Genomic DNA, 13,178 nt, shown 5'->3' with positions numbered 1-13,178 from the left:
TAATAGAGAGACAGAAATGTTAGAGGGGAGTCTTACATGAGCGCTAGAAACGAAAATTCATTTGAATATCATCCGCAGCTAAGAGACGTCATAAAAAATGTTGAAAAAGTAATGGTAGGTAAAAAACAAGTTACAGAATTAACGCTTGTATCTTTGTTGGCTGGAGGGCATGTATTGCTTGAGGATGTGCCTGGAGTAGGGAAAACGATGATGGTTCGATCTATTGCTAAATCCCTTGGTTTAACTTTTAATCGTATACAATTTACACCTGATTTATTACCGTCTGATATGACGGGGGTATCGATATATAATCAGAAGGACATGAGCTTCGAATTCAGACCTGGTCCGTTAGTCGGAAACGTTATTTTAGCCGATGAAATCAACCGTACATCTCCAAAAACACAATCCGCTTTACTTGAATCGATGGAAGAGATGAGCATGACGGTAGATGGGCAAACCCATATCCTTCCTGACCCGTTTTTAGTAATGGCAACACAAAACCCGATCGAGTACGAAGGAACTTATCCGCTTCCGGAAGCACAGCTGGACCGTTTTTTAATGAAGCTCACAATGGGTTATCCAACGCCAGAAGAAGAATTCAATGTACTGAACGTAATCGGAAACGAACACCCTATCCATTTGTTGAAGCCAGCGATTTCTGCAGAAGAGATTGCTGAACTGAAAACGGCTGTGAGAAATATTTATGTATCTGACTCTGTGAAGCGATATATTGTGGATCTTGTCAACCGTACGCGTAACCACAAGTCCATTGCATTAGGAGTAAGTCCTCGTGGATCACTTTCTCTTTTAAAAGCTGTACAAGCCTATGCACTGTTAATGAACCGTGATTTTGTAATCCCTGATGATGTGAAATATCTGGCGCCGTTTGTACTTGTGCATCGCGTGCTATTAAAACCTGAAGCCCGTTTTGAAGGTGTAACCGCACAAGAGGTGATCAAGGATCTTTTAGCCCGTGTTCCTGCACCTATTCATAAGGAACAGCATGCGAGATGAAGGCATTACTCCAAAAATTTTGGGAGCGTAATAAAACACCGATAGGGTTTTCAGGGATCATTTTTTTACTGCTCGTAACTTTCTCTTTTGCCATGTTTCAAGGCGGATTTGTAAGCTGGTTTTTGTTCTACAGCGTTCTTCCGCTTGTTTTATATTCGATTGCGATGGCGTTTTATCCCATTCAGCGGCTGAAAATTGAGCGTATTATTTCAAAAGAAAAACTGATGGCCGGAGAAGAAGTGGTAATTACGATCTTGGTGACACGCCGCAGCAATTTCCCTCTATTTTACGTTGTATTAGAGGACGTGCTTCCGGAAGCACTGCTTCGTGAAACCCGCTATGAAGGGAACACTCATCAGATTCAATCCCGTATCCTGATGTTTCCTTTGTTCCGCAAACGCCTCGAATATTCCTACACGATTAACCCTGCACCGCGAGGGCTGTTTAAATTTGATCAAATCATGGTGAAGACGGGCGACATCTTCGGTTTTGTATTAAAAAGTACGAGTGTATCGGTAAAGGATCAAATTTTTGTTTATCCGCAGTATCAAGATATTGAACGCTGGGAAAATGGAAAGATGCTTCAAACCGGTATGAAAAAAGTGGGAAAACGCTCATTTACAGATTACACATCTACAGTAAGTGTGCGTGACTATGTAGCTGGTGACAGGATGAACTGGCTACATTGGAAGGCAAGTGCAAGGTCCAATAAGCTGCTTACAAAAGTGTTCGAGCAGCAGAGGAACGATGATTTTGTAATCGTTCTGGATCATTGTGAAAAAAGTTATGGCACAAACGACTGGCTTTTCGAGCGGGGAGTATCGCTTGCAGCATCTCTCGTTCATTTTTCAATCTCAAAAGGCGGTTCCATCGGCTATCATCCTTTTAAAGGAAAAGAAATTCCGATGAACATAGGGGTTGAGCAGGAATGGCGCATCTTTCATGAACTGGCTAAAGTGAAGGCAGAGATAAAAGAACCTTTCGAAGAACGCTTGAAGCAGGAATACATGATTGGCCATATGGAAGGGAAGACAGCGCTGATCATCTCTCCTAACTTGACCGAATACACGATGAAAACGCTGGAACTTATCGCTTCCAGACAGCAAACGAATGTTATTTTCTTTTTCCTGGCTTTGGAGCCTAAGCTGACTAGCCAGGAGCTGACGTATATGAATCGTATCAGGCAATGCGGGGTTCCGGTGACACCGATTATCGGCTCTGACTTTAATGAATCACTGAAGGCAGGTGGCATGTATGACTAAACAACAGCCTTCATCCCTGCATACACTCGTCCTTTACGGTCTAGGTTTCCTTTTATTATGGGAATGGCTGAGACCGTTAAAAGATATCACGACCACAGATGATATTAACATTTTTGTGATGTACACGATGTTTTTGTTCATCGTGACGTACTTTCAGCTTCCATTTTGGATCTCATTTCCGGTAAAGCTGGGGGCTCTGCTGTACGCATTGCATTCTCTTTATTTTTTTGATGTATTTCTATCATTTAAGTGGGTTCCGTATTTGCTAGAAGACATTAGTTACAACTTAACGTTATTTTCAGATCAGAACTGGAATGAGATGACCTCGCTCAGCCGCTCATTGCTGTTCTTCATATTGTTATGGCTTGTGAGCTATCTGATGCACTATTGGCTGATTCAAACGAGGCGCATCTTCTTATTCTTCTTGATTACCGTTATATACATTTCAATTCTAGATACGTTTACGGTATATGATGCGAAACTTGCGATCATACGAACTGTATTCATAGGGTTGCTGCTGATTGGGATCTTAAGAATGATGAAACTTATTGAAACAGAAGGATTTTCTTTGCTAAAAGGAAAGTTTCCTGTTCTTTGGGTTGCGCCACTTTCAGGGGTAATCGCGCTGTCGTCTGTACTGGGGTATGTAGCTCCTAAAGCTTCGCCAATATGGCCAGACCCGGTTCCTTTCATTCAAAATATGTCTGGAAAAGAAGACATTGGCGAAGGCGGAAAAGGAAAGGGTATTGCGAAAATCGGGTACGGTGAAAATGACAGCCAGCTTGGCGGTCCGTTTGAATTTGACTATACGCCTATTTTTAAAACATACGATAACGCGAGACATTATTGGAGAATTGAAACGAAAGAATTCTACTCAGGTAAAGGATGGGAAAACAAGATTCCGACAACTGCTGTCCCGTTAGAAGCAAATAATCCTTCCGCTCAGACAGATTATACGAAAGTCTGGGAAGAAGGACTTGAGATGGAGGACAACACAGCCAGAATTGAAGCTGAAAAAGGGAAAGAATATCCGTTTCTTATGATTCCTGGGAAACTGAAGAAAATCGATGCCGATCCTGACACGACTTATCAGCTAGATGGGGTAAAAGGGAAGATTTCAACGTTCCAAAACGGAGGAGAAGTTAAGCTGTCTTCTTATGTAATGAACTATCAGCTTCCTGTATTAAAAGAAGCTCAGCTTAAAGAATCAACGAATTCATACCCACAGTATGTTACGGAAAATTACCTGCAGCTGCCGGAAACATTGCCGCAAAGAGTAAAGGATTTAGCCGCTGATATAACAGCAGATCAGCCAACGATCTATGACAAGGTAAAGACCGTAGAAGGATACTTTGCGAAAGAAGCGTATGGTTATAACACGATTGAAGTAGCGGTACCTGAAGATGACGAAGATTATGTGGATCAATTTCTTTTTGAAACAAGAAAAGGATATTGTGATAACTTCTCAACTTCGATGATCGTTATGCTGAGATCTGTTGGAATTCCTGCACGCTGGGTGAAAGGTTTTACTCCGGGTACTTTTGAAGGCATGGGAGATAACGGTACTCGCGAATACACCGTAACAAATGCGAACGCCCACTCATGGGTAGAAGTGTACTTCTCAGGAATCGGGTGGGTGCCTTTTGAGCCTACCCGCGGCTTCGATAATCCGTTTCAGCCAGAAGAAGATAAAAAGGAATCAACACCAGCTGCAGCTGTTCCTGACCAGCCGGACAAACCTGAAAAAGATTTGAATGATGAAAAATCTGCTTCATCTGAAAAAGCAAGCTTTGCGTCCATTTTAAAAACGGCGGGCTATGCAGCAGCGGGATTGATCATTTTGCTATTAATCGTTGCAGGACTGGCATATTTGTTCCGCAGAAAATGGCTTCGTCAATATACCATTTGGAGATATAAGCGCAAACAAGGTTCCGAAACGTTTGAAGAAGCGTTTGAAAGACTTCTGTGGCTGCTAAAAGTATACGGCATTAGAAGACAGCCAGCATTTACACTTAGAGAATACGCACTTTACGTCGATCGAGCACTTGATACTAAAGACATGAGAATTTTAGCAAAAGCGTATGAAGGTGTTCAATTCAGTCCGAAAAAGCAGACAGATCTATGGAGCGATTTCCATCGTGAATTGTGGGAAAATTTAATTAAAAGAATCCGCCCTTGACCGCTATAGAAGGCATTGTTATTATGTCTTTAAGATTATAGCGTCAGATCATATTCTCCTTCGTATATCCTCGATAATAAGGTTCGAGAGTCTCTACCGGGTTGCCATTAACAACCTGACTATGAAGGCAGGGTTCTTTATAGTTATTTAAGGAATTCTGCCTTTGTTTTTTATGTAGAAAACAAGGGTGGAATTCCTTTTGTTTTGCTTTTAATAGTGTAAAGTAAGGCAAGCTGACGGATACTATAGCTGATATTAATAGATGGGGTGAGTACATGCACGAAACGAATGACTTGCACGTAATGAGCGAAATGATCGTAGTGTTGGATTTCGGCGGACAGTACAATCAGTTGATTGCACGCCGTATCCGTGATTTAGGAGTATACAGCGAGCTTCATCCGCATACAACAACTGCGGAAGATATAAAAAAGATGAATCCAAAGGGAATCATTTTCTCTGGAGGACCAAGCTCTGTTTATGCAGAAGGTTCACCGGCTTGTGATGAAGCGATTTTTGACCTGGGTATCCCTGTGCTAGGTATCTGCTACGGTATGCAGCTGATGAGCCATCATTTTGGCGGAAAAGTTGAGCGGGCAAGCCACCGTGAATACGGAAAGGCTCAGATTACAGTTACCAACACCAACAAACTTTATGAAAATCTTCCCGAGCAGCAAGTCGTATGGATGAGCCATAGTGACCTTGTTGTTGCGCCGCCTGAAGGTTTTGTTACAGATGCAACAAGCGTGTCTTGCCCTGTAGCAGCAATGAGCGATGTTTCCCGCCAGCTATACGGTGTTCAGTTCCATCCGGAAGTACGCCACTCAGAATTCGGTATCGAGTTCTTGGATAACTTCGTAAAGTCCGTTTGCGGCTGTGAAGGAAACTGGACGATGGAAAACTGGATCGAGGACGAAGTACAGAAGATCCGTGAAGTAGTAGGAGAGAAAAAAGTAATCTGCGCTATGTCAGGTGGAGTAGATTCTTCTGTAGTAGCAGTGCTTGTTCATAAGGCAATCGGTGATCAGCTGACATGTATTTTCGTCGACCACGGACTGCTTCGTAAAGATGAAGCGGACCAAGTTATGAAAACATTCAGCGAAGGCTTTAACATCAACATCATCAAGGTTGATGCGAAAGACCGTTTCTTAAGCAAACTTGAAGGTGTTTCTGATCCTGAGAAAAAGCGTAAGATCATCGGTAACGAATTCATCTACGTATTTGATGAAGAAGCATCAAACCTTCAAGGCATCGAGTTCCTTGCTCAAGGTACGCTTTACACAGATATCGTAGAGAGCGGAACTGCAACAGCTCAAACGATCAAGTCTCACCATAACGTAGGCGGACTTCCTGAAGATATGCAGTTTAAATTGATCGAACCTCTTAACACGCTTTTCAAAGACGAAGTGCGTAAAGTAGGTACAGAGCTTGGTATTCCTGAACATATCGTATGGCGTCAGCCTTTCCCAGGACCAGGTCTTGGAATCCGCGTTCTTGGAGCGATTACAGAAGAGAAGCTCGAAATCGTTCGTGAATCAGACGCGATCCTTCGCGAAGAAATTTTGAATGCTGGATTAGATCGTGATGTGTGGCAGTATTTCACCGTGTTGCCTGATATCCGAAGTGTTGGGGTAATGGGAGATGCTCGTACGTACGATTACACGATCGGTATTCGTGCTGTAACATCTATTGATGGAATGACATCTGACTGGGCGCGTATCCCGTTTGATGTATTAGAGAAAATCTCCACTCGTATCGTAAACGAAGTGGATCACATCAACCGTGTCGTTTATGATATTACTTCTAAACCGCCGGCAACAATCGAGTGGGAATAGGGTTAAAAAAGTAAAAGACGAACGATTATAGCAAAATAACATATAATTATTCGGAAAAGTGCTTGACGAACGACAAAGTTCGACCTATACTCAAGATGTAAATAAAATCAAATGAATTTCCTACGTATAATATCGGGGATATGGCCCGAAAGTTTCTACCAGACTGCCGTAAATGGTCTGACTACGGAGGATTATTGAAATATTGCATGTGTTCATTTTTTGGCATATGTACGGTTTCTTTAATCTTTTCGTATTCAGACCCAAGGGCTTAGTCCCTTGGGTCTTTTGTTTTTCATGCGTAGGCGCGTATAGGGGGAAAAGAGAGATGGAACGGTATTTTGGCTTTAAGGATTTTAATACAAGTTATAAAAAAGAAGCAACAGCAGGTTTAACGACATTTCTTGCGATGGCTTATATTTTATTCGTTAACCCGATGGTTCTTGGTGACGCTGGCATGGATAAAGGAGCTGTATTTACAGCTACTGCACTTGCTGCAGCATTTGGAACATTGTTCATGGGAATCGTCGCAAAATATCCGATCGCGCTAGCACCGGGTATGGGACTTAATGCATTTTTTGCATACTCTGTTGTTTTAGTAATGGGTATTCCTTGGCAGACTGCACTTGCCGGGGTATTGATGTCTGGAATTATCTTTATTTTTATTACATTATTTAAGATTCGCGAAACAATCATTAACGCAATTCCTCAAGATTTAAAGTTTGCAGCCGCATCTGGTATTGGACTATTTATTGCTTTTATCGGTTTGAAAAATGCAGGAATCATCGCTGAAAATAAAGCAACACTCGTGTCTCTTGGCGACTTAACACAAGGACCAACGTTGCTAGCAATCTTTGGCTTCATCGTAACGATTCTTATGATGATCCGAAATATCCGCGGAGGAATCTTCTACGGGATGGTGATTACAGCAGTTGTAGGTATATTCACTGGCTTGATCGATAAACCTGATAAAATCGTAGGGGCTATCCCAAGCCTTGCGCCAACATTCGGCCAGGCATTCAGCCACTTTGATCAAATTTTCACTGTAGAAATGATGATCGTCGTCCTAACGTTCTTTATCGTTGATTTCTTTGATACTGCGGGGACGCTAATGGCAGTTTCTTCCCAAGCAGGTATCATGAAAGACAACAAACTGCCTCGTGCAGGAAAAGCATTGCTTGCCGATTCATCAGCAATCGCAGTCGGAGCAGTTCTAGGTACATCTTCAACAACAGCTTACATCGAGTCAGCTTCAGGTGTAGCAGCAGGCGGACGTACTGGTTTCACATCTGTAGTAACAGGCGCACTATTCTTATTTGCATTATTCTTCTCACCATTACTAGTTGTTGTAACACCATCTGTAACCGCACCAGCATTGATTATCGTAGGTGTATTGATGGTTTCAGTGTTGAGTAAAATCAAATGGGACCGTTTAGAAATTGCTGTACCAGCGTTCTTAACATTGATCGCAATGCCGCTCACATACAGCATCGCAACAGGAATCGCACTAGGATTCGTTATGTATCCATTAACGATGACTGTAAAAGGCCGCGCAAAAGAAATTCATCCGATCATGTGGGTACTATTCGTAATCTTTATCAGTTACTTCGTATTCTTAGTAGAATAGAGAGAATCATTAGCAGGAATGTCCGAAAGCGGGCATTCCTTTTTTATATTTCAGGAAAATAATAGAAAAAATAAGCCGATAACTTTAAAGAAGAAAGGTGCGGAAATATAGTTTCTTCATTATAATATTGTGCAGATTGAGCGTTAAGGAGAAGTGGGGAAATGGAAACGATGTGGAGCGTGTGGTTTTTTATTTTAGGAGCAGTACTGGCTTCATTTGGCGGAGTAGTAGGCTACCGTTTGCCAAAGAAAATGAAGGTGATGGGCATTGAACGCTCACAGTGTGACCATTGTGAAAAACAGCTGAAATGGTATGAGCTGTTTCCGATTGTTTCTTTCTTAGTGGCAGGTGGGAAGTGCGGGACGTGTAAAAAGCGCATTCCTGTCATCTATACAGTCGTGGAATTATTAACAGGTGGAATATACGCGTTCTCCTTTTTGAAATATGGTTTCTCCGTGGAGCTTCTATTAGCATGCTCGCTCATTTTGCTGTGCGCCATAATTTTTGTATCGGATTTATTGTATTTCATCATTTCAGATAAAGTATTGATCGTGTTCTTTGTGTGGTTTTTGATCCTGCAAGTCGTGTTTGAATTTAGAAGCTGGCTAGATGCAGTGGCTGGAGGCTTGCTCGGCTTTTGTTTTCTGCTGCTGCTTGCGATTTTATCAAAAGGCGGGATTGGGGGCGGAGATATTAAGCTGATGGGTGTATTAGGGCTGGTGCTTGGGTTTCAGGGGACGTTTTTAACACTAATGATCGGGTCTGTTGTGGGTTTAATTGTCGGCGTTATAGGTTTGTTGATGAAGAAGTTTACTCGAAAAACAGCTTTACCGTTTGGGCCGTATTTAGCTTTAGGTTCGATTGTAACTTTTTATTACCAGTTAGAGCTGCTAAATTTTTATATATAAAGCATCATAGAATGTTAGTACAAAGGACCGGGCACCTTTTTACTAACTTGTAAAAATTTCCTATTATGTATAGTCAATCCTTTAAAAAGTGGGGTATTATGAAACATTATAAGGATTGAACGGTACAGGAGGATAAGAAATGAAAGCAAAGTGGCTCGTACTATTTTGGATGTTTGCGGATGCTTGTTTTGGTCTCACCCATACAGCATGCCTTGCCAGTACAAATGGGTCTGGAGGAATTGATTACACGAAATCTCAGCTAACCCCAACAATTGAACAGGGAGAAAAAATAAATTAGCTAAACAATAATGGCGGTGGTGGTTTATGAAGGACCAGATAGAGTCTTTAAACTGATTAATAAAGCATCGCAAAATTAGAACGTACAACTAGAGATGGCAACCCCATCTCTTTCTTTTTGAATACGTTCAGAGGAGATTAAAGAATGAAAACTAAACTTTTGAGTATGATTCTTTCGCTTTTTATCGTCGCCCTGACTGCATGTAGCGCTGATCAGGATGCTTCTAATCAAACAGAGAAAGAAGAAAAAAAGGACAAATACACCGCTCTTGCTGAAGAAGCGAACCAAGACGAAAAGTTAGAGAAGCTTGAGCTGCTTCCTTATGCGGAAGAGGTTGAAGCTTCTTTATCAAGCCCGAAATATAAAGAGTTTACGACGAATTCTAGCGTTTTAGTCAAAGGAAAAGCAAAAAAATATAGCGGATTTAAGTCTGATTACGTATGGATTAAGGTGAGAAGTGAAGAAGAAGGTCCCGCTGGAAGGGAATTAAGCTACTATGCACTGATTAAAGACGGAAAGTTTGAGCAGAGAGTACAGCTCTTTAACGGGAAGGGAAACTATTCTGTAAAAGTCAGTGTGCCTAGTGATAAAGCGGAAGATTACTTTTACGATATTGCAGAGTTTGATGTTGAAAATGTGAATCCAGAAGTGAAACGTGACGTAGCACTCACAAAAAACGCTCTTAAACAAGGTTAGTGCTAAAAAATTCCATAAATGGGTATATGGAAATAGATGGATCTTTTGAATTAGCAGGAGAAGTAGTAGATACCAGTGTAGAGCAGCTTATGGTTGAACTTAAAAAAGAGAGTGAGTCTACAAAAATCATGATTCCTGTGGAGAAGGGAAAGTTCAGCAAGAAAATCCCTCTTTATTATGGAGAAGGCGTTCATGAAGTCCAAATTATGACACCGAAAGAGGGGATGTCGGACTATTATTCTGAAGCTGCAAATCTGTATGTGAAAAATCTATCAAGTGAATCCTATGAACCTATTAATTATTCTTCGGCTTACAAAGAAAAGGGCTTCCATCTTGAGACTCCTGAAGTTGGCGGTGAAGAGACAGATCTAACTTATAAAATTAAAGGAAGTATCGACCCTAGAGGAAAAGATGCGAATAAAACAGATAATGTTTTTGTGCAAACCGAAAAAGATGATCAGAAGGCTATGTACGCCATTCCGGTAAAAAACAATGAATTTGAAGGGGAGTTCTTCCTGAGATTTGGTCCAGGTAAATATGAAGTTTCTTTAATGGCCCCAGATTTCACATTAACGAATGGATATGTACAGCACTTTGTAGGAGTAGCAGGTTTTACAGTAGAGAACACAAATGCACAAGACCAGCGGTTTACCCTGCCTTCAAGAGGAATTCAGTCAGACGCTCCTGCGATTAAAAAGTTGGCCGATCAGCTAACAAAGAATAAGAAAACGGAAAAAGAAAAAGCCTTTGCTGTCTACGAATATGTTGCCAAAAACGTGAGCTATGACGTTGATAAACTGAACAATCGCACATTTGAATTTGATGATAGCGCATTGAAAACGCTGGATGAGAAAAAAGGTGTATGTCAGGACTTCGCTTATTTGGCAATTGCATTATTGCGAGCAAGCGGATTGGAAACACAGATGGTGACAGGATACGCAGGCCAAAACCATGCTTGGGTGGAGACCAAAGTGGATGGACGCTGGCTAACGATGGATCCAACATGGGGTTCAGGTTACCTGCAGAACAACAAGTTCGTACCTAAATTCACGATGGAATACTTCGATCCAAAACCAGCAGAGTTTCAGAAGACACATACCAAGAAAGAAATAGAATTTTAAGTACTTGAAGTATGGAATGGTTGTCCCCTTAAGTTTAATTTTTTTTGGGGGAAGAGTCGTTTATTACTCCTGTTGTTATTGCGCGCCAAATATAATCCAAAGAACGGCAGATAGAGCCGAAGATACTTATTTGTTGAAGGAAAAACCAACTTATTAGAAGAAACTCGATTAAGAGGGAAAATTGATATCCCTGATTTCATTACATCAGGCTTTCAAGATGTAGTTGATGTTCATCCTGATGGTTCCTACAGAATGATAATTGAAAAACCTCAGACTAATAAAAAGTTAAAAGACGTCAAGGATTACGAGCTAGTCATCAGCGTGAGCCCTCTAGACAGCACCTGGCCATCAATAAAAGATGCCTATGGGGAAAATGGAGAGAAGCTTCAAGGTGAATTAGTAATGGATGGAAGTAACTCAAAATCGGCAGAAAAGAAAATATCAATTGTAGAATAATTATTTTGCTCGGCATTTTTGTTGCCGGGCCTTTTAAAATGTTTAACAATCGTACAATAAGAGAAAAATGTACAAGAGAAAGGCGGGATTCCGAGATGAGCTATGAAGATTTAGCACTGCATACAGACAAATACCAGATTAATATGATGTACGCCCATTGGAAAAACGGAACGCATAATAACATTAGAGTGTTTGAAGCCTTTTTCCGAAAGAACCCCTTTAAGAGCGGATATGCTGTATTCGCAGGGCTTGAGCGAATTATCCAATATGTAAACCACTTACGTTTTAATGATGAAGATATTGATTATTTAAGAACACAGGAAGAGCAATATGATGAAGACTTTTTAAACGAGCTAAAGAACTTTCAATTTACGGGGGAGCTTTTTTCTGTAAAAGAAGGCACGGTTGTTTTTCCAAACGAACCGTTAATTCGAATTAAATGCCGTGTGTTCGAGGCTCATTTGCTGGAGACTGCTCTCCTCAACTTTATGAACTATCAGACATTAATTGCAACAAAGGCTGCACGTATTCGTCATGTTGCAAAAGAAGATCAGTTAATGGAATTCGGCACACGCCGTGCTCAAGAGGCGGATGCAGCGATCTGGGGCGCGCGTGCCGCGTACATTGCAGGATTTGATGCAACTTCAAACATGCGCGCAGGAAAGCTCTTTGGGATCCCGACAAAAGGCACGCACGCACATGCATGGGTTCAAGATCATGATTCTGAGGAAGAGGCATTTGAACGTTTCGCAAAAGCGCTGCCAGATCAAAGTATTCTTCTAGTTGATACGTATAATACGTTAAAAAGCGGAGTCCCTAATGCTATAAAAGTCGGGCTGAAGATGAAGGAAGAAGGAAAGTCGCTGAAAGGGATTCGGCTGGACAGCGGGGATTTAGCTTACTTTTCAATCCAAGCCCGTAAAATGCTGGACGAGGCAGGACTGCATGACACAGTAATTGTTGCAAGTAATGACTTAGATGATGACGTTATTACAGACCTTAAAACTCAAGGGGCCAAAATTACATCTTGGGGTGTCGGGACTCAGCTGATTACCGCATCTGACCAGCCAGCACTTGGCGGCGTATATAAAGTTGTAGCAAAATATGAAGATGGTGAATACGTCCCTACGATCAAAATCTCTTCTAATGTAGAAAAGATAACGACACCGGGTTATAAGAAGGTCTATAGGATTATAAATAATAAAGGTAAAGCGGAAGCGGATTATATTGCGATGGAGGATGAAGTAATCCCAGAAAAAGACATCAAGCTTTTCGATCCGATTCACACCTATAAGAATAAGGTAGTATCTTCATTTACTGCAGAAGAGCTTCTTCAACCTATTTATATAGAAGGAAAGCTTGTATATGAGCTGCCTAATTTGGAAGAAATCCGAAGCTACCACCAAGCACAGCTTCAGTTGTTCTGGCCGCAGCATTTAAGAAGACTCAACCCTCAAGAATACTTTGTAGACCTTTCTGAAAAAGTGTGGAAGACGAAAAACGACCTTCTAGAAAAGTATTCTTTATAGACTACAAGACCTCTTTTCAAATGTGAAAAGAGGTTTTTTTATAAAAACTTTAAAAAACCGTTGACGGTGCTTCAGAACGCTGATATAGTAATAAACGTTGTTGCTTTTCTTACATATTTCTCGACAAAAACAAACAAAACTTTTTCAAAAAAGTACTTGCATCCCATAGAAGATATGTGGTAAGATAGTTTTTGTCGCTGCTTTAAGAAAGTAACGCGATGAAGTTCTTTGAAAACTGAACAAAAGCAAAGGTAAGGGA

General features: G+C 41.1%; 12 protein-coding genes and 2 riboswitches. Of the genes, 11 read left to right on the top strand and 1 reads right to left on the bottom strand.

Annotated elements, in window-relative coordinates:
- The first annotated feature begins 36 nt into the window (after nt 1–36).
- The 11 genes from UN64_RS19105 to UN64_RS19060 all read left to right on the top strand — a co-directional run bounded on the left by UN64_RS19105 (nt 37) and on the right by UN64_RS19060 (nt 12,919).
- The gene (locus tag UN64_RS19105; protein WP_077365762.1) at nt 37–1,014 is read left to right on the top strand and encodes an AAA family ATPase; all 978 of its coding nucleotides are present in this window, start codon (nt 37–39) and stop codon (nt 1,012–1,014) included.
- The gene (locus UN64_RS19100; protein WP_077365760.1) at nt 1,011–2,276 is read left to right on the top strand and encodes a DUF58 domain-containing protein; all 1,266 of its coding nucleotides are present in this window, start codon (nt 1,011–1,013) and stop codon (nt 2,274–2,276) included. The genes UN64_RS19105 and UN64_RS19100 overlap by 4 nt, the downstream gene beginning before the upstream one ends.
- Entirely contained in the window at nt 2,269–4,455 is a 2,187-nt protein-coding gene (locus UN64_RS19095) for a DUF4129 domain-containing transglutaminase family protein (protein WP_077365758.1), read from the top strand. The genes UN64_RS19100 and UN64_RS19095 overlap by 8 nt, the downstream gene beginning before the upstream one ends.
- 40 nt (nt 4,456–4,495) lie before the next feature.
- A riboswitch (purine riboswitch) is annotated at nt 4,496–4,597 on the top strand.
- 160 nt (nt 4,598–4,757) lie between these two features.
- Complete coding sequence (gene guaA, locus UN64_RS19090; RefSeq protein WP_139343213.1) at nt 4,758–6,287, top strand: glutamine-hydrolyzing GMP synthase; 1,530 nt, start codon at nt 4,758–4,760, stop codon at nt 6,285–6,287.
- A gap of 102 nt (nt 6,288–6,389) precedes the next feature.
- Nucleotides 6,390–6,491, top strand: a riboswitch (purine riboswitch).
- Nucleotides 6,492–6,612: 121 nt separating this feature from the next.
- On the top strand, nt 6,613–7,911 hold the full coding sequence (locus UN64_RS19085; protein WP_077365754.1) for an NCS2 family permease: 1,299 nt from the start codon (nt 6,613–6,615) through the stop codon (nt 7,909–7,911).
- A gap of 161 nt (nt 7,912–8,072) precedes the next feature.
- Complete coding sequence (locus UN64_RS19080) at nt 8,073–8,819, top strand: prepilin peptidase (RefSeq protein WP_077365752.1); 747 nt, start codon at nt 8,073–8,075, stop codon at nt 8,817–8,819.
- Between the two features lie 139 nt (nt 8,820–8,958).
- A complete protein-coding gene (locus UN64_RS21030) occupies nt 8,959–9,117 on the top strand; it encodes a hypothetical protein (protein ID WP_171978975.1) in 159 nt (52 codons plus the stop codon).
- A 144-nt stretch (nt 9,118–9,261) separates the two neighbouring features.
- On the top strand, nt 9,262–9,813 hold the full coding sequence (locus tag UN64_RS19075) for a hypothetical protein (protein ID WP_077365750.1): 552 nt from the start codon (nt 9,262–9,264) through the stop codon (nt 9,811–9,813).
- Between the two features lie 26 nt (nt 9,814–9,839).
- Entirely contained in the window at nt 9,840–10,934 is a 1,095-nt protein-coding gene (locus tag UN64_RS19070; protein ID WP_077365748.1) for a transglutaminase domain-containing protein, read from the top strand.
- A 252-nt stretch (nt 10,935–11,186) separates the two neighbouring features.
- Nucleotides 11,187–11,390 carry a hypothetical protein gene (locus tag UN64_RS19065; protein ID WP_077365746.1) on the top strand — a complete coding sequence of 68 codons (204 nt, stop codon included), beginning with the start codon at nt 11,187–11,189 and terminating at the stop codon, nt 11,388–11,390.
- A gap of 95 nt (nt 11,391–11,485) precedes the next feature.
- A complete protein-coding gene (locus UN64_RS19060; protein WP_077365744.1) occupies nt 11,486–12,919 on the top strand; it encodes a nicotinate phosphoribosyltransferase in 1,434 nt (477 codons plus the stop codon).
- Between the two features lie 71 nt (nt 12,920–12,990).
- Here the strand turns inward: UN64_RS19060 and UN64_RS21140 are convergent.
- Nucleotides 12,991–13,178: hypothetical protein (locus tag UN64_RS21140; RefSeq protein ID WP_216352800.1), on the bottom strand; the 188-nt coding region annotated here is incomplete at its 5' end.

Source organism: Fictibacillus arsenicus (assembly GCF_001999465.1).
Taxonomy (GTDB): domain Bacteria; phylum Bacillota; class Bacilli; order Bacillales; family Fictibacillaceae; genus Fictibacillus; species Fictibacillus arsenicus.
This window is presented reverse-complemented; position numbering and strand designations above follow the sequence as displayed.

Bases quoted from the DNA above. Each gene is read 5' to 3' on its own strand.
- UN64_RS19065 (WP_077365746.1), top strand. From the start codon at position 11,187: ATGATAATTGAAAAACCTCAGACTAATAAAAAGTTAAAAGACGTCAAG.
- UN64_RS19060 (WP_077365744.1), top strand. From the start codon at position 11,486: ATGAGCTATGAAGATTTAGCACTGCATACAGACAAATACCAGATTAAT.
- UN64_RS19075 (WP_077365750.1), top strand. From the start codon at position 9,262: ATGAAAACTAAACTTTTGAGTATGATTCTTTCGCTTTTTATCGTCGCC.
- UN64_RS19100 (WP_077365760.1), top strand. From the start codon at position 1,011: ATGAAGGCATTACTCCAAAAATTTTGGGAGCGTAATAAAACACCGATA.
- UN64_RS19085 (WP_077365754.1), top strand. From the start codon at position 6,613: ATGGAACGGTATTTTGGCTTTAAGGATTTTAATACAAGTTATAAAAAA.
- UN64_RS19105 (WP_077365762.1), top strand. From the start codon at position 37: ATGAGCGCTAGAAACGAAAATTCATTTGAATATCATCCGCAGCTAAGA.
- UN64_RS19080 (WP_077365752.1), top strand. From the start codon at position 8,073: ATGGAAACGATGTGGAGCGTGTGGTTTTTTATTTTAGGAGCAGTACTG.
- UN64_RS21030 (WP_171978975.1), top strand. From the start codon at position 8,959: ATGAAAGCAAAGTGGCTCGTACTATTTTGGATGTTTGCGGATGCTTGT.
- UN64_RS19070 (WP_077365748.1), top strand. From the start codon at position 9,840: ATGGAAATAGATGGATCTTTTGAATTAGCAGGAGAAGTAGTAGATACC.
- UN64_RS19095 (WP_077365758.1), top strand. From the start codon at position 2,269: ATGACTAAACAACAGCCTTCATCCCTGCATACACTCGTCCTTTACGGT.
- guaA (WP_139343213.1), top strand. From the start codon at position 4,758: ATGAGCGAAATGATCGTAGTGTTGGATTTCGGCGGACAGTACAATCAG.